Origin of the sequence: Pseudomonas sp. 8209 (assembly GCF_028682105.1) — a bacterium.
Taxonomy (GTDB): Bacteria; Pseudomonadota; Gammaproteobacteria; order Pseudomonadales; family Pseudomonadaceae; genus Aquipseudomonas; species Aquipseudomonas palmensis.
Genome location: NZ_JANIAH010000006.1, coordinates 374,780 through 390,873, shown reverse-complemented (window position 1 = coordinate 390,873; position 16,094 = coordinate 374,780). Strand labels below are relative to the sequence as shown.

General features: G+C 64.2%; 12 protein-coding genes. 6 read left to right on the top strand and 6 right to left on the bottom strand.

Going from position 1 to position 16,094, the window contains the following annotated elements:
• Positions 1–48 precede the first annotated feature (48 nt).
• Genes glyQ through NP552_RS15810 form a run of 4 tightly spaced genes read left to right on the top strand, consistent with a single transcriptional unit; the run spans position 49 to position 4,391 of the window.
• Positions 49–1,002: a glycine--tRNA ligase subunit alpha gene (gene glyQ / locus NP552_RS15825; protein ID WP_043862242.1), complete on the top strand. Its 954-nt coding sequence runs from the start codon at positions 49–51 to the stop codon at positions 1,000–1,002.
• Positions 999–3,053, top strand: a complete 2,055-nt coding sequence (gene glyS / locus NP552_RS15820) for a glycine--tRNA ligase subunit beta (protein ID WP_043862241.1) — start codon at positions 999–1,001, stop codon at positions 3,051–3,053. The genes glyQ and glyS overlap by 4 nt, the downstream gene beginning before the upstream one ends.
• Before the next feature lie 3 nt (positions 3,054–3,056).
• Positions 3,057–3,599 (top strand): D-glycero-beta-D-manno-heptose 1,7-bisphosphate 7-phosphatase, encoded by a 543-nt coding sequence (gmhB, locus tag NP552_RS15815; protein WP_274096902.1) that lies wholly within the window; start codon positions 3,057–3,059, stop codon positions 3,597–3,599.
• A gap of 21 nt (positions 3,600–3,620) precedes the next feature.
• Positions 3,621–4,391 (top strand): lysophospholipid acyltransferase family protein, encoded by a 771-nt coding sequence (locus NP552_RS15810; protein WP_229589193.1) that lies wholly within the window; start codon positions 3,621–3,623, stop codon positions 4,389–4,391.
• Positions 4,392–4,570: 179 nt separating this feature from the next.
• Here NP552_RS15810 and NP552_RS15805 read toward each other — a convergent pair whose 3' ends face one another.
• Both NP552_RS15805 and NP552_RS15800 read right to left on the bottom strand, forming a co-directional pair.
• On the bottom strand, positions 4,571–6,193 hold the full coding sequence (locus tag NP552_RS15805) for an MFS transporter (RefSeq protein ID WP_043862238.1): 1,623 nt from the start codon (positions 6,191–6,193) through the stop codon (positions 4,571–4,573).
• A 94-nt stretch (positions 6,194–6,287) separates the two neighbouring features.
• Positions 6,288–7,937 carry a GMC family oxidoreductase gene (locus NP552_RS15800; RefSeq protein WP_274096901.1) on the bottom strand — a complete coding sequence of 550 codons (1,650 nt, stop codon included), beginning with the start codon at positions 7,935–7,937 and terminating at the stop codon, positions 6,288–6,290.
• 136 nt (positions 7,938–8,073) lie between these two features.
• Here NP552_RS15800 and NP552_RS15795 point away from each other — a divergent pair, with 136 nt between their 5' ends.
• The gene (locus NP552_RS15795; RefSeq protein WP_054916053.1) at positions 8,074–8,961 is read left to right on the top strand and encodes a LysR family transcriptional regulator; all 888 of its coding nucleotides are present in this window, start codon (positions 8,074–8,076) and stop codon (positions 8,959–8,961) included.
• Positions 8,962–8,968: 7 nt separating this feature from the next.
• Here the strand turns inward: NP552_RS15795 and NP552_RS15790 are convergent, their stop codons facing one another.
• Genes NP552_RS15790 through NP552_RS15780 form a run of 3 tightly spaced genes read right to left on the bottom strand, consistent with a single transcriptional unit; the run spans position 8,969 to position 11,985 of the window.
• On the bottom strand, positions 8,969–9,787 hold the full coding sequence (locus tag NP552_RS15790) for a sulfite exporter TauE/SafE family protein (protein ID WP_054916054.1): 819 nt from the start codon (positions 9,785–9,787) through the stop codon (positions 8,969–8,971).
• Entirely contained in the window at positions 9,784–11,061 is a 1,278-nt protein-coding gene (locus tag NP552_RS15785; RefSeq protein WP_054916055.1) for an NAD(P)/FAD-dependent oxidoreductase, read from the bottom strand. Before NP552_RS15785 ends, NP552_RS15790 begins: the two co-directional genes overlap by 4 nt.
• A gap of 39 nt (positions 11,062–11,100) precedes the next feature.
• Positions 11,101–11,985 carry an MBL fold metallo-hydrolase gene (locus NP552_RS15780; protein WP_043862233.1) on the bottom strand — a complete coding sequence of 295 codons (885 nt, stop codon included), beginning with the start codon at positions 11,983–11,985 and terminating at the stop codon, positions 11,101–11,103.
• Positions 11,986–12,237: 252 nt separating this feature from the next.
• Here NP552_RS15780 and NP552_RS15775 point away from each other — a divergent pair, with 252 nt between their 5' ends.
• A complete protein-coding gene (locus NP552_RS15775) occupies positions 12,238–13,548 on the top strand; it encodes a sigma-54 interaction domain-containing protein (protein WP_054916056.1) in 1,311 nt (436 codons plus the stop codon).
• A 125-nt stretch (positions 13,549–13,673) separates the two neighbouring features.
• Here the strand turns inward: NP552_RS15775 and gyrB are convergent, their stop codons facing one another.
• A complete protein-coding gene (gyrB, locus tag NP552_RS15770) occupies positions 13,674–16,091 on the bottom strand; it encodes a DNA topoisomerase (ATP-hydrolyzing) subunit B (protein ID WP_210014027.1) in 2,418 nt (805 codons plus the stop codon).
• Between the last annotated feature and the right edge of the window lie 3 nt (positions 16,092–16,094).

The window sequence follows — 16,094 nt, the reverse complement described above, 5'->3', positions numbered from 1 at the left end:
GTTATACTCCCGCTCTTTATATTCGCAGCCCTGGAAAAGGTGAATTTCGTGAGCCAGCCTACGCCAGCCGTGCGTACCTTCCAAGACCTGATCCTCGCCCTGCAGCAGTACTGGGCCGAGCAAGGTTGTGTGGTACTTCAGCCCTACGATATGGAAGTAGGCGCCGGCACTTTTCATACCGCCACCTTCCTGCGCGCCATCGGCCCGGAAACCTGGAACGCCGCTTATGTGCAGCCCAGTCGTCGCCCGACTGACGGCCGCTACGGCGAAAACCCCAACCGCCTGCAGCACTACTATCAGTTCCAGGTGGTCCTGAAGCCGAACCCGGACAACTTCCAGGAACTGTACCTGGGCTCGCTCAAGCACGTGGGCCTGGACCCGCTGGTGCATGACATCCGCTTCGTCGAAGACAACTGGGAGTCGCCGACCCTGGGCGCCTGGGGCCTGGGCTGGGAAGTCTGGCTCAACGGTATGGAAGTGACCCAGTTCACCTACTTCCAGCAGGCCGGCGGCATCGAGTGCTACCCGGTCACCGGCGAGATCACCTACGGTCTGGAGCGCCTGGCCATGTACCTGCAGGGCGTGGACTCGGTCTACGACCTGGTATGGGCCGACGGCCCGTTCGGCAAGGTGACCTACGGCGACGTGTTCCACCAGAACGAGGTGGAGCAGTCCACCTACAACTTCGAGCACGCCAACGTCGACAAGCTGTTCGAACTGTTCGACTTCTACGAGAGCGAAGCCAAGCGCCTGATCGAACTGGACCAGCCGCTGCCGCTGCCAAGCTATGAAATGGTGCTCAAGGCCTCGCACACCTTCAACCTGCTGGATGCACGTCGCGCCATCTCGGTGACCGCGCGTCAGCAGTACATCCTGCGCGTGCGCACCCTGGCGCGTGCCGTGGCCCAGGCCTACCTGCTGGCCCGTGCCAAGCTGGGCTTCCCGATGGCGACCCCGGACCTGCGTGACGAAGTATTGGCCAAGCTGGAGGCTGCACAATGAGTGCTCAAGATTTCCTGGTAGAACTGGGCACCGAAGAGCTGCCACCCAAGGCCCTGAACACCCTGGCCGAAGCCTTCCTGGCCGGCATCGACAAGGGCCTGCAAGCGGCCGGCCTGAGCTTCGAGAGCAAGACCGTGTACGCCGCGCCACGTCGCCTGGCGGTGCTGATCACCGCCCTGGCCACCCAGCAGCCGGACCGCAGCGTCAACCTCGACGGCCCGCCACGCCAGGCCGCGTTCGACGCCGACGGCAACCCGACCCAGGCCGCCCTGGGTTTTGCCAAGAAGTGCGGCGTGGACCTCAGTGAAATCGACCAGAGCGGGCCGAAGCTGCGCTACAGCCAGAACATCGTCGGCAAGCCGACCGCCAGCCTGCTGCCGACCATCGTCGAAGACTCGCTCAACGACCTGCCGATTCCCAAGCGCATGCGCTGGGGTGCACGCAAGGAAGAGTTCGTGCGTCCGACCCAGTGGCTGGTGATGCTGCTCGGTGACCAGGTCATCGATTGCACCATCCTCGCCCAGAAGGCCGGCCGCGACTCGCGTGGCCACCGCTTCCACCACCCTGAAGCCGTGCGCATCACCTCGCCTGCCAACTACCTGGCCGACCTGCGCGCCGCCTATGTGCTGGCAGACGCCAACGAGCGCCGCGAGCTGATCAGCAAACGCACCGCCGAACTGGCCACCCTGCAGGAAGGCACCGCGATCGTGCCGCCGGCCCTGCTCGACGAAGTGACCGCGCTGGTCGAATGGCCGGTGCCGCTGGTGTGCTCGTTCGAGGAGCGTTTCCTCGAGGTGCCGCAGGAAGCCCTGATCACCACCATGCAGGACAACCAGAAGTACTTCTGCCTGCTGGACGTGGACGGCAAGCTGCTGCCGCGCTTCATCACCGTGGCCAACATCGAGAGCCGCGATCCGAAGCAGATCATCGAAGGCAACGAGAAGGTCGTGCGCCCGCGCCTGACCGACGCCGAGTTCTTCTTCAAGCAGGACAAGAAGCAGAAGCTCGAAAGCTTCAACGAGCGCCTGCAGAACGTGGTGTTCCAGGCACAGCTGGGCAGCGTGTTCGACAAGGCCGAGCGCGTGGCCAAGCTGGCTGCGTTCATTGCCCAGCGCATCGGCGGCGACGCCCAGCGCGCGGCGCGTGCCGGCCTGCTGTCCAAGTGCGACCTGGCCACCGAGATGGTTGGCGAGTTCCCTGAAATGCAGGGCGTTGCCGGCTACTACTACGCCCTCAACGACGGCGAGCCCGAAGACGTCGCCCTGGCCCTGAACGAGCAGTACATGCCGCGCGGTGCCGGTGCCGAACTGCCCTCGACCCTGACCGGTGCGGCCGTGGCAATCGCCGACAAGCTCGACACCCTGGTCGGCATCTTCGGCATCGGCATGCTGCCAACCGGCAGCAAGGACCCCTATGCCCTGCGCCGCGCCGCCCTGGGCGTGCTGCGTATCCTGATCGAGAAGCAGCTGGACCTGGACCTGAACGAGGCGGTGAACGTCGCCGTCGCCCAGTTCGGTGCCAAGGTCAAGGCTGCCGGCCTGAGCGAGCAGGTGCTGGAATTCGTCTTCGACCGCCTGCGTGCGCGTTACGAAGATGAAGGCATCGACGTGGCCACCTACCTCTCGGTACGTGCGCTCAAGCCAGGCTCGGCACTGGACTTCGACCAGCGCGTGCAAGCCGTGCAGGCGTTCCGCAAGCTGCCGGAAGCCGCAGCCCTGGCTGCGGTGAACAAGCGTGTGTCCAACCTGCTGAGCAAGGCCGAAGGTTCGGTGGCGACCTCGGTAGAGCCCAAGTACTTCGACAACGCCAACGAGTTCTCGCTGTACTCGGCCATTCAACAGGCCGATCAGGCGGTACAACCGATGGCCGCTGCGCGTCAGTACAGCGAGTCGCTGGCGCGCCTGGCCGCGCTGCGCGAGCCGGTGGATGCGTTCTTCGAGGCGGTGATGGTCAACGCCGACGACGCCAACGTGCGAGCCAACCGTTATGCCCTGCTCAGCCGCCTGCGCGGCCTGTTCCTGGGCGTGGCCGACATCTCGCTGCTGGGGTAGGACGTGAAGCTGCTGATTCTCGATCGGGACGGGGTGGTCAACCAGGACTCCGACGCCTACATCAAGTCGCTGGACGAGTGGATTCCCATCCCGGGTTCGATCGAGGCCATTGCGCAGCTGAGTAAGGCCGGCTGGACGGTGGCGGTGGCCACCAACCAGTCGGGCATCGCCCGTGGCTATTACAGCCTGGCCACCCTCGACGCCATGCACGCGCGCCTGCGCGAGCTGGTGGCGGCGCAGGGCGGCGAGGTGGGCCTGATCGTCTATTGCCCGCATGGCCCGGACGACGGCTGCGATTGCCGCAAGCCCAGGCCGGGCATGCTGCGCACCATTGCCAACCATTACGCGGTCGACCTGGCCGGGGTGTGGTTCGTGGGTGACAGCAAGGGTGACCTGGAAGCCGCGCGCGCTGTCGATGCACAACCGGTTCTGGTAAGGACCGGCAAAGGCGAGCAGACCCTGAGCAAGGGCGTGCCCGAGGCAACGCTGATTTTCGATGACCTGGCGTCGATCGCCAGTGCACTTATCCACACACAGGCGGGTTAGCCCGCAACGGTACATTCCGCTATGTCGATCCTGCAGGCGATCAGAATTTTTCTTTTTTACCTGCTGCTGGGTACCAGCTCGTTGCTGTGGTGCACCCTGAGCTTCTTTATCGCGCCGTTCCTTTCGTTCCGCGCCCGTTACCGCTTCATCAATGTGTACTGGTGCCGTTTTGCGCTGGTGCTGGTGCGTGTTTTCCTGAACATTCGGGTGAACGTCACCGGGGCCGAGAACATTCCGGCGCAACCCTGCGTGATCCTCTCCAATCACCAGAGCACCTGGGAGACGTTTTTCCTCTCCGCCTATTTCCAGCCCTTGAGCCAGGTGCTCAAGCGCGAACTGCTGTACGTGCCGTTCTTCGGCTGGGCCATGGCCATGCTGCGGCCCATCGCCATCGACCGCGACAACCCCAAGGCTGCGCTCAAGCAGGTGGCCACCGAAGGCGACAAGCTGCTCAAGGACGGTGTGTGGGTGCTGATCTTCCCGGAGGGTACCCGCGTGCCGTTCGGCAAGATCGGCAAGTTCTCCCGTGGCGGTACCGCGCTGGCGGTTAATGCCAACCTGCCGGTGCTGCCGATCGCGCACAACGCCGGCAAGTACTGGCCCAAGGAAGGCTGGGGCAAGCGCGCCGGCACCATCGAGGTGGTGATCGGCGAGCCTATGTATGCCGAAGGCACCGGGCCACGCGCCATCGCAGCGCTCAACGACCGTGCGGCGGCATGGAACGAGCAGACCCAGCGCGACCTCGGTTCGCTGCCGGCGCACGCCCCCGACGACGCCCAGCCGGTGATCTGACCGTTCTGTGGATAACGTGTGTACAGTATTTGGATTTCTTTCAGAAAAATTCGCTAACCTTATGATTTAACTGCTTATTTCTCTGTATGACTGTTTTGCGAAAATCGTGCATAAGTTTTTTCGCGCGATAAAAAAACCGGCTTTTAGGCCGGTTTTTTTGTGGATTACTTAAGGCCCTTTCACACCTTGTCCAGGTCCACCTTGTTGGTCTCCTTCAGGCAGAAGATCCCCACCACCAGGCTCACCCCGGTAATCAGCACCGGGTACCACAGCCCGTAGAAGATATCCCCGGTATACACCACCAGCGCGAACGATACCGTCGGCAGGAAGCCGCCGAACCAGCCATTGCCGATGTGATACGGCAGCGACATCGAGGTGTAGCGGATGCGCGTGGGGAACAGCTCCACCATCACCGCCGCCAGCGGACCATAGGTCATGGTCGCGATCAGGATCATCACCACGATCAGCAGCACCACCATCGGCTGGTTCACGTTGGCCGGGTCTGCCTTGGCCGGGTAGCCAGCCTTTTCGATGGCCGCACGCATGGCCGCTTCGTCGAAGCCGTCGATACGCTGCTCGCCGATGGTCACCACCACCTCGGTACCGGCAGGCACCGATTGCGAGCTGTACGGCAGGCCCTGCTTGACCAGGAAGGTCTTGACCTTGTCGCAGGTGCTGTCGAAACGTGCCTTGCCCACCGGGTCGAACTGGAAGGTGCAGCCCTGCGGGTCGGCCATCACCACGATCGGCGCCTGGCGGCTGGCCGCGTCGATCTGCGGGTTGGCGTAGTGGCTCAGGCCCTTGAACAGCGGGAAGTACAGCACGGTGGCCAGCAGCAGGCCGAGCATCAGGATCGGCTTGCGCCCGATCCGGTCCGACAGCCAGCCGAAGAACACGAAGAACGGCGCGCCGATCACCACGCTGATGATCAGCAGGGTATTGGCCTGGGCCGGGTCCATCTTGAGCATCTGGGTCATGAAGAACAGCACATAGAACTGCGCGGTGTAGAAGGTCACCGCCTGGCCGGCGTTGATGCTGAACAGTGCGGTGAGCACGATCTTGAGGTTGGCCCACGAGCCGAACGACTCACGAATCGGCGACTTGCTGGTCTTGCCCTGGGCCTTCATTTTCACGAAGGCCGGCGACTCGTGCATGCTCATGCGGATCCAGGTGGAGATACCCAGCAGCACGATCGACAGCAAAAACGGCAGGCGCCAGCCCCATACCTCGAACTGGTCGCCCGTGAGGTAACGGCTGCCCAGCACCACCAGCAGCGAAAGCAGCAGGCCGAGGGTAGCGGTGGACTGGATGAACCCGGTGTGAAAGCCGCGCTTGCCGGGCGGCGCGTGCTCGGCCACATAGGTGGCCGCGCCGCCGTATTCGCCGCCCAGGGCCAAGCCCTGGAGCATGCGCAGCACCACCAGGATGATCGGCGCGGCAATGCCGATGCTGGCGTAGTTGGGCAGCAGGCCCACCGCAAAGGTCGACAGGCCCATCAGCACGATGGTGACCAGGAAGGTGTATTTGCGCCCGATCATGTCGCCCAGGCGCCCGAACACCAGAGCGCCGAAGGGCCGTACCAGAAACCCGGCGGAGAACGCCATCAGCGCGAAGATGAACGCCGTGGTGTCGTTGACCCCGGCGAAGAACTGCTTGCTGATGACGACCGCCAGCGCCCCATAGAGAAAAAAGTCATACCACTCGAAAACCGTCCCGAGGGATGACGCGAAAATGATCTTGCGTTCTTCGCGGCGGCTGTTGCCCGCGGCTGCAGCGCCCTGCTGTTGAAGAGTGTCCGACATCGTGCTGTCCTCGGCCCTTGCGGGCACAGTGATTCTTGTTGTTGTTCCACTGTCGTCGCCGGCCGACTGCTGCCGACGTCACTGCACGCCGCCCTCAGGGCGTCGCTAACGCGGTCTTGCCACTGCTGTTGCTGGCTGCGGGTGCGGCCTTAAGAATCAGTTGCGCGGCCTTCTCGCCGATCATCAGGGTGGGTGAACAGGTATTGCCAGAGGTGATCTGCGGCATGATCGAGGCATCGGCGATGCGCAACCCCGCCACGCCATGCACGCGCAGCTGTGCGTCCACCACATCCAGCGGGCCGTTGCCCATGCGGCAGGTCCCTACCGGGTGGAAAATGGTGGTGCCGATCTGCCCGGCAGCCTGCTGCAACTGCTCCTCGGTATTGAGTGCTGCGCCTGGCAGGTATTCGACCGGTGCAAAAGCGGCGAGGGCAGGGGCCTGCACGATCTGTCGGGTAAGGCGGATGGCCTGGGCGGCGACGCGCAGGTCTTCAGGCTCGCTGAGGTAGTTGGGGTCGATGACCGGTGCATCGCCCGGGTTGGCCGAGCGGATATCCACACGCCCGCGGCTGAGCGGGCGCAGGTTGCACACCGAGGCGGTAAATGCGGCAAAGCGGTGCAGCGGCTCGCCGAAGCGGTCCAGCGACAGGGGCTGCACGTGGTACTGCAGGTTGGGCGTGGGCTGCTCGGGGTGCGAGCGCACGAACGCCCCCAGCTGGCTCGGCGCCATGGCCAACGGGCCGCTGCGGTCATACAGATAGCGCAGGCCCATGCCCAGCTTGCCCCAGTGGGTGTTGGCCACCTGGTTGAGGGTGCGCACGTTGCTGACCTTGTAGATCAGGCGCAGTTGCAGGTGATCCTGCAGGTTGCCGCCCACGCCGGGCAATTCGTGCAGTACCGGGATGCCTAGGCGTTCCAGCAATGGCCGCGGGCCGATGCCGGAGCGTTGAAGAATGCCCGGCGAACCCACCGCCCCGGCACACAGGATGATTTCGCGGCGGGCCTGGTAACGCTGTTCGCTGCCCTGCCAGCGCGCCTGAACGGCCGAAGCGCGACCATTGTCGAGCAGCACCTTGTCCACCTCGACGCCGGTCAGCACCGTCAGGTTGGGGCGGTGGCGCACGGGGCGCAGGAATGCCTTGGCCGCATTCCAGCGCACGCCGCTGCGCTGGTTGACCTGAAAGTATCCACAGCCCTGGTTATTCCCACCGTTGAAGTCGTCGATGCTGGCGATGCCGCTCTGGGCTGCCGCCTCGCGAAACGCATCGAGGATCGCCCACGAATAGCGCTGGCGTTCGACCCGCCATTCGCCAGCGTTGCCATGCAGCTCGCTGGCGCCGCCAAAATGGTTTTCGCTGGCCCTGAACAGTGGCAGCACGTCATCCCAGGCCCACCCGGGATTGCCCTGTTCGGCCCAGTGATCGTAGTCGCGGGCCTGACCGCGCATGTAGATCATGCCGTTGATCGAGGAACACCCGCCCAGCACCTTGCCCCGTGGGTAGCCCAGGCTGCGCCCGTCGAGCCCCGGTTGCGCTTCGGTCTTGAAGCACCAGTCGGTACGCGGGTTGCCAATGCAATAGAGGTAGCCCACCGGAATGTGGATCCAGGGGTAGTTGTCGCGACCGCCGGCTTCGAGCAGCAGCACGCGGCAGCCAGGGTCGGCAGACAGCCGATTGGCCAGTAGACAGCCGGCAGGGCCGGCACCGACTACCACGTAGTCGTAGGAATGATCGGCTGGTGCCATGAAGACCTCGCGCCTGATTTTTATTCTTGTCCAGGCCAGTGTTATTGATTATTTTCGAGTTGAACACGTTAGATTTCACGCAACGGCTGTGCGTTTTAGAACAACGCAAGTGAACCTCTGATTCACAAGGAAAAGCATGTTCGACTGGAATGACCTGCGGTTTTTTCTCGAGTTGCAGCGTAGCGGCCGCCTGCTGACCGCCGCCAAGCGCCTCAACACCACCCATAGCACCGTGGCCCGGCATATCGAGAGCATCGAGAGCAGCCTGGGCACGGCTCTGTTCGTGCAGCACGCCCAGGGCTATGAACTGACCCCGGCCGGGCAGGCCCTGCTCAAGCACGCCGAAGCCATGGAGAACGTCGCCTTGCTGGCGCAGGAGGAGATCACCCAGGCCATCACGCCGCTGGGCAAGATTCGCCTGGGGGTGACCGAGGGCATCGGCATCATGTTCTTCACCCCGCGCATGGGCAGCCTGTTCGAACGCTACCCCGGGCTGGAGGTGGAGCTGGTTGCAGTGCCGCGCTTTGTCAGCATCATCAACCGCGAGGCAGAGATCAGCATTCACCTGGAACGCCCGCATGCCGACCTGTTGATCACGCGAAAACTCACCGATTACCGCCTGGCGCTGTATGCCAGCCCCGAGTACCTGGCCAGGGCTGCGCCGCTCAACAGCCGCGAAGACCTGGCCCGGCACAGCTGGATCGGCTACGTGGACGACCTGCTGTTCAGCCAGCAGTTGCTGTTTCTCAACAGCTTCTGCCGCGCACCGAACGTGGTGTTTCGCAGCACCAGCGTGATCGCCCAGCAGCATGCGGCGCGTGCCGGGCTGGGCATCGCGGTACTGCCCAACTACATGGCCCGCCACGACCCGCACCTGGTGCGCGTGCTGCCCAGCGAAACCATCCAGCGCAGCTACTGGATCAGCACCCGGCGCGAACTGCACAAGTCGGTGCGCCTGCGGGTAGTGTGGGACTACCTGCTGGCGCTGTGCGCCGACGAGCAGGGCGAACTGCTCGCCGAGTGAGCGGCGTTCAGCGCGCCAGGGTGTTGACCGCCAGCAACAGGGCAGCCGCTATCCCCACCAGCGCAAAGCCCTGTTGCAGACGCGGCCCGGCCAGGCGGTGGGCGAACTGGCGCGCAACCACCAGGCCCGCCACCGCACCGCCGGCAAACGGCACGCCGACACCCCAGTGCATCACCCCGCTGAGGCTGGCGCTCAACACGCTGCCCAGCGACACCAGGGCGATCACCGCCAGCGACGTGGCGACGATGCTTTTCATCTCAAGGTTGGTGTAGCGCCCCAGGGCAGGCACGATCACAAACCCGCCACCGACCCCGAGCAGGCCGGACAGCAGGCCGCTGAGCAAGCCGGTGAAGGCCAACGCGCGGGCGCAGGGCAGGGTCCAGCGCAAGCGCCCCTGCAACGGGTTGAGCACACAGGGCTGCAGGGCACGATCCGCACAGGGCGGCTCGCCCCGCAGCTCGCGCCGGGCCTTGCGCAGCATGCGTGCGCAGGCATACACCAGCACCAGGCTGAACCCCAGCGCCAGCGGTGCATTGGGCAGGCGATGCGCCAGCAGCAGGCCGAAGGGGGTGGCACACATGCCGATCAGCGCGACGAACAGCGCGGCCCGGTAGCGCACCAGCCCCTGACGCAGCCCCAGCACCGCACCCACACCTGCCGCCAGGCCCACCGCCAGCAGGCCGACCGGGGCCGCCTCGACCATGCTCAGGCCCAGGCCGAACACCAGCAGCGGCACCGCAAGAATGCCGCCACCGGCGCCCGTCAGGGCCAGGATGATGCCAATGAGGGCGCCCAGACCGGCGCCGACCAGTTCATGCTCTGTCACTGGCGCGCCTCACGCAGTCGCGCAACCGGCTTGGCCAGCCATTCGCGCCCCTTGAGCATGCAGCGCCAGTACAGCGGCGGCAGTATCCGCGCCTTGAGCAGCCAGGCCAGGCGCGTGGGCCTGCGCCCGTCGAGCAACCAGCGCGGAAAGCTTGGTGCCAGCTTGCCGCCGTAGGTGAACTCGGCCAGCACGATCCTGCCGCGTTCCACCGTCAGCGGACACGACCCGTAGCCGTCGTATTCGGCCAGACGCGACAGGCGCCCCAGTGCCACCAGCACGTTGTTGGCCACCACCGGCGCCTGCTTGCGGGCAGCGGCGGCCGTCTTGGCATTGCTGGTGTTGATCACATCGCCCAGGCCATGGATGTTGCCGTAGCGCGCATGGCGCAGGGTGGCCGGGTCGACCTCGAGCCAACCGGCCGCATCAGCCAGCGGGCTGTTGCGGATGAAGTCCGGCGAAACCTGCGGCGGTACCACATGCAGCATGTCGAATGCCTGCACCACGGTTTCGCTGCTGCCGTCGGGCAGGGTGCGCAGAAAGGTCGCGCGCTTGCCCGGCCCGTCCACCGCCACCAGCCGGTGTGAATAGTTGAGGTCCACGCCGTAACGGTCGATGTATTCCATCAGCGCCGGCACATAGTCGGCGACACCGAACAGCACGTTGCCGGCGTTGAAGAACTGCGCCTGGATCGCCCCCAGGCGCCCGCTGCGCAGCCAGTGGTCGCACGACAGGTACAGGGCTTTTTGTGGGGCACCGGCGCACTTGATCGGCATCGGTGGCTGGGTGAACACGGCGCGGCCTTCCTTCAGGCCCTGCACCAGCTGCCAGGTGTAGGGTGCCAGGTCGTAGCGGTAATTGGAGGTCACGCCGTTCTGGCCGAGGGTCTCGACCAGACCGTCGATGGCGTCCCAGGCCAACCGCAGCCCGGGGCATACCACCAGCTGTTCGTAACTCACCAGGCGCCCGTCATCCAGGCTGACGGTCTGCGCCTGCGGGTCGAACTGTTGCACGGCGGCCTTGATCCACCTGACCGCCGCCGGCACGGTCGAGGCCAGGGTGCGGGCGGTGGACGCTGCACGGAACACGCCCGCGCCGACCATGGTCCAGCCAGGTTGATAGTAGTGAACGTCGGCGGGGTCGATGATCGCGATATCCAGCGAGGCATCACGCGCCAGCAGGCTGGAGGCGGTGGCGATTCCGGCGGCACCGGCGCCGACGATCAGCACCTTGTGGTGGCTGACCTCGCGGGCAGCGGCAGAGGAGGGGGCAGGCATGGCAGTACGTCCTTTAATAATAATTCTGGTGCAGCAGGTTCAGAGCTTGTTGAGCGGGATCTTCAGGTAGCGCACACCGTTGTCTTCCGGCTCGGGCAACTGGCCGCTGCGCATGTTCACCTGCACCGAGGGCAGGATCAGTTGCGGCATGTCGAGGGTGGCATCACGGGCTTCGCGCATGGCCACGAAGCAGTCCTCGCTGATGCCGTCGCGAATGTGAATGTTGCTGGCGCGCTGTTCGCCCACCGTGGTCATGTAGCGCAACGCACGGCCTCCGGGCAGGTAGTCGTGGCACATGAACAGGCGGGTGGCATCCGGCAGGGCCAGGATGCGCTGGATCGAGCGGTACAGGGTGCGCGCATCGGCCCCGGGGAAGTCGCAGCGGGCCGTGCCGTAATCCGGCATGAACAAGGTGTCGCCGACGAACGCGACGCACTCGTCACCGGCCTGTACCAGGTAGGTCATGCAGGCCGGGGTATGCCCCGGGGTGTGCAAGGCGCGCAGCTTGAGCGTGCCAAGGGCGAGCTCGCCGTTGTCGTCCAGCAGCACATCGAACTGGCTGCCATCACGGGCAAAGCCGGGTTCGGCATTGAACAGCGTGCCGAACACCTTCTGCACCTGGGTGATGCGGCTGCCGATGGCCACCTGGCCTCCCAGCGCCTGCTTGAGATAGGCGGCAGCAGAGAGGTGGTCGGCGTGCACATGGGTCTCGAGTATCCACTGCACCTGACCACCCAGCTCGCGTACCCGTGCGATCAGCTTGTCGGCCGAGGCGGTATCGGTACGCCCGGCCTTCGGGTCATAGTCCAGCACGCTGTCGATCAGGGCGCAGTGCGCGCTGGCCTGGTCCATGACCAGGTAGCTGATGGTCGAGGTCGCGCTGTCGAACAGCGCTTCTACATACAGGTTACCGCCGATGATCATTACCGCTCTCCAGAGAAATCCGCTGATGCCTGCCGGCCAGCCGTGCAGGCATTCGACCAACAGTCATCAAGATATGTGCCAGCGCAGATTCACGCCTGCCCCCGGCCAGCACGCCCGGTTTACCTGAGTCTGGACCCTCTGGCCGAAACTGCCTGCCACGGTTCTGTCAGCTGGTTGGCAGAGGCTGGCAGTTTTTGGCAGTGGGCGTGGCGTTCGGTTAAGCTGCGGGCCTGCCTTGCCCCTGGTGCCGTCATGCCCATGAACCCCGACACACCCGCCAGCCCCGCCCTGCAGGCGCTGGTGTCCTACCTCGAACACGAACCTCAGCCGAGCATCGTGCTCGACCTGCAGTACAACATTCTTGCCGCCAACACCGCGTACCTGCATCAATTCGGGGTGGTGGGCGCCGCGCCGATCGGCCAGAAGTGCCACCACGTCTCGCACCACTACGCGGTGCCGTGCGACCAGGCGGGCGAGCACTGCCCGATGCGCAAGGCCAGGCACAGCCGCACCCCCGAGCGGGTGCTGCATGTGCATCACACCCCGCGCGGGCCGGAGCATGTGGACGTGGAGTTGCGCCCGATCCTGGACGAGCAGGGTGAAGTGATCGCCTTTGTCGAACGCCTGACCAGCATCGCCGTGGCGTCGGCACAGCCGCAGCAGTTCGGTCTGGTAGGGCGTTCGGCGGCCTTCCAGGAGGCCCTTGCCGGTGTCCAGCGGGCCGCGCCGGCGCAGATACCGGTGCTGCTGCAAGGGGAGTCCGGTACCGGCAAGGAGCTGTTCGCCCGCGCCCTGCATGCCAGCAGCCCGCGTGCCAGCGGTCCGTTGGTGGTGGTGGACTGCACGGGGCTGACCGAGACGTTGCTGGAGAGCGAGCTGTTCGGCTACGAGAAGGGCGCATTCACCGGTGCCAACCAGCGCAAGATCGGCCTGGCCGAAGCTGCCCATGGCGGTACCCTGTTTCTCGACGAGATCGGTGAGGTGCCGCTGGCGATGCAGGTCAAGCTGCTGCGTCTGATCGAGTCGGGCAGCTTTCGCCCGGTGGGCAGCCTGCGCACGGTGCATTCGGATTTCCGCCTGATCTCGGCCACCCACAAGCCACTCAAGGAAATGGCCACCGCCGGCAGCTTTCGCGAAGACCTCTACTACCGTATCAGCGGCTTCCCGATCCGCCTGCCCTCACTGCGCGAGCGCTTCGAAGACCTGCCCCTGCTGATCGAGACCCTGCTGCAGCGCCTGGCCGGGTCCGCTGCGCCGCGGGTCGACGAGGAGGCCATGACCTTGCTGGGGCTGTACCGCTACCCCGGCAACATCCGCGAGCTGCGCAACATTCTGGAGCGGGCGAGGTTGTTCAGCGACGACGGCATCATCCGCGCCGAGCACCTGCCCACGGAGCTGAGAGCCGACTCGCCCGCCAGTGCCCCACGCCGCTCGAATACCCGATTGCGCGACATCGCCCAGGCGCTGGACAGCTTCGAAGGATCGCGCAGCGAGCTTGCCCGCCACCTGGGGCTGAGCGAGCGCACCCTGTATCGGCGCCTGCGCGAGCTGGGTGTTTCTTGAGTGCTCACGCCTAGGGCGCAGCAGCACCTAGGCAGGAAAACAAAAAAGGCCAACCCCTGAGGGTTGGCCTTTCGAGGGCGTTGTCACTGTGGATAACCGCCCGCTTTCAGAGGTACTGAAACCGGTCAGAAGTCCAGGTTGGATACCGCCAGGGCGTTGCTTTCGATGAACTCGCGGCGCGGTTCCACGGCGTCGCCCATCAGGGTGTTGAAGATCTGATCGGCAGCGATCGCGTCTTCGATGGTCACCTTGAGCATGCGGCGAACAGTCGGGTCCATGGTGGTTTCCCACAGCTGGTCCGGGTTCATCTCGCCCAGCCCTTTGTAGCGCTGGATAGTGTGACGCTTGGTGCTTTCGGCCATCAGCCAGTCCAGGGCTTCCTTGAACTCGGTGATGGCTTTCTTGCGTTCGCCACGCTGCACGTAGGCACCTTCACCCAGCAGGGTGGCAAGCTGGGCGCCCAGCGCGGTCACGGTGCGGTAGTCGTTGCTGCCGAAGAAGTCGCGGTTGAAGGTCACGTAGCTGGCAAGGCCGTGGGAAGTGATTTCCACTTCTGGCAGCCACACGTTGCGCTCGCGGTCTTCACGCAGGCTGGCCTTGTACAGCAAGCCCGACTTCTCGGTATTGCGCAGGCGCTCATCGAACCTGGCGAGCCAGTTCTGCATGTGCGCGTGGTCGGACAGCTGCTCCACCGAGATGGCCGGCAGGTACACGAAGTGCTCGGTGAGCTCTTGCGGGTACAGGCGCGACAGGCGCTTGAGGGTCTTCATCACGGTACGGAATTCGTTGACCAGACGCTCCAGCTCGACACCGGAAACCGGTGGCGCGGACTCGTCCAGGTGCAGGCTGGCATCTTCGAGAGCCGACTGGGTCATGTACTCTTCCATGGCCTCGTCGTCCTTGATGTACTGCTCCTGCTTGCCCTTCTTGACCTTGTACAGCGGCGGCTGCGCGATGTAGATGTAGCCGCGCTCGACCAGCTCCGGCAACTGACGGAAGAAGAAGGTCAGCAGCAGGGTACGGATGTGCGAACCGTCGACGTCAGCATCGGTCATGATGATGATGTTGTGATAGCGCAGCTTCTCGATGTTGTACTCTTCGCGGCCGATGCCACAGCCCAGTGCGGTGATCAGCGTGCCCACTTCCTGGGACGAGATCATCTTGTCGAAACGTGCTTTCTCGACGTTGAGGATCTTGCCCTTGAGCGGCAGGATAGCCTGGGTCTTGCGGTTGCGACCTTGCTTGGCCGAGCCGCCTGCGGAGTCACCCTCCACCAGGTACAGTTCGGAGAGGGCAGGGTCTTTCTCCTGGCAGTCGGCAAGCTTGCCCGGCAGCCCGGCAATGTCCAGCGCGCCCTTGCGACGGGTCATTTCACGCGCTTTACGGGCCGCTTCACGGGCGCGCGCAGCGTCGATCATCTTGCCGACCACAGCCTTGGCTTCGTTCGGGTTTTCCAGCAGGAAGTCGGAGAAGTACTTGCCCATCTCCTGTTCCACCGCAGTTTTGACTTCGGACGAAACCAGCTTGTCCTTGGTCTGCGAGCTGAACTTGGGATCAGGCACCTTCACCGAGATGATTGCGGTCAGGCCTTCACGGGCATCATCACCGGTGGTCGCGACCTTGTTCTTCTTGGCCAGACCTTCCTGCTCGATGTAGTTGTTCAGGTTACGCGTCAGCGCCGAACGGAAACCCACCAGGTGAGTACCACCGTCGCGCTGCGGAATGTTGTTGGTGAAGCACAACAGGTTCTCGTTGAAGCTGTCGTTCCACTGCAGGGCGATTTCCACACCCACACCATCCTCGCGCTGAACGCTGAAGTGGAACACTTCGTTCACCGGAGTCTTGTTGGTGTTCAGGTATTCGACGAATGCGCGCAGGCCACCTTCGTACTTGAATTCCTCTTCCTTACCCGAGCGTTCGTCCTTCAACAGGATGCCTACGCCAGAGTTGAGGAACGACAGTTCACGAATCCGCTTGGCCAGGATGTCCCAGCTGAAGTGGATGTTCTTGAAGGTTTCGGACGATGGCTTGAAGTGGATCTGGGTGCCGGTGGTTTCGCTGTCGCCGACAACCTTCATCGGAGCCTGCGGTACACCGTGAACGTAGGTCTGCTCCCAGATCTTGCCGCTGCGGCGAACGGTGAGGATCAACTCTTCGGAAAGCGCGTTCACCACCGAGACGCCCACACCGTGCAGGCCGCCGGATACCTTGTAGGAGTTGTCGTCGAACTTACCGCCGGCGTGCAGTACGGTCATGATGACCTCTGCGGCGGAAACCCCTTCTTCCTTGTGTACATCGACTGGGATGCCGCGGCCGTTGTCGCGAACGGTGATGGACTCATCCGGGTGGATGATTACGGTAATGTCGTCACAGTGGCCAGCGAGGGCTTCGTCGATCGAGTTATCGACCACCTCGAACACCATGTGGTGCAGGCCGCTACCATCATCGGTGTCGCCAATGTACATACCGGGACGCTTGCGTACGGCATCCAACCCTTTGAGCACTTTAATGCTGGAGGAGTCGTACGTTTGATTTTCGCTCATGCC

Coding starts and splice junctions, on each gene's coding strand:
- glyS (WP_043862241.1), top strand. CDS start 999: ATGAGTGCTCAAGATTTCCTGGTAGAACTGGGCACCGAAGAGCTGCCA.
- NP552_RS15810 (WP_229589193.1), top strand. CDS start 3,621: ATGTCGATCCTGCAGGCGATCAGAATTTTTCTTTTTTACCTGCTGCTG.
- NP552_RS15805 (WP_043862238.1), bottom strand. CDS start 6,193: ATGTCGGACACTCTTCAACAGCAGGGCGCTGCAGCCGCGGGCAACAGC.
- NP552_RS15800 (WP_274096901.1), bottom strand. CDS start 7,937: ATGGCACCAGCCGATCATTCCTACGACTACGTGGTAGTCGGTGCCGGC.
- NP552_RS15795 (WP_054916053.1), top strand. CDS start 8,074: ATGTTCGACTGGAATGACCTGCGGTTTTTTCTCGAGTTGCAGCGTAGC.
- NP552_RS15785 (WP_054916055.1), bottom strand. CDS start 11,061: ATGCCTGCCCCCTCCTCTGCCGCTGCCCGCGAGGTCAGCCACCACAAG.
- NP552_RS15780 (WP_043862233.1), bottom strand. CDS start 11,985: ATGATCATCGGCGGTAACCTGTATGTAGAAGCGCTGTTCGACAGCGCG.
- NP552_RS15775 (WP_054916056.1), top strand. CDS start 12,238: ATGCCCATGAACCCCGACACACCCGCCAGCCCCGCCCTGCAGGCGCTG.
- gyrB (WP_210014027.1), bottom strand. CDS start 16,091: ATGAGCGAAAATCAAACGTACGACTCCTCCAGCATTAAAGTGCTCAAA.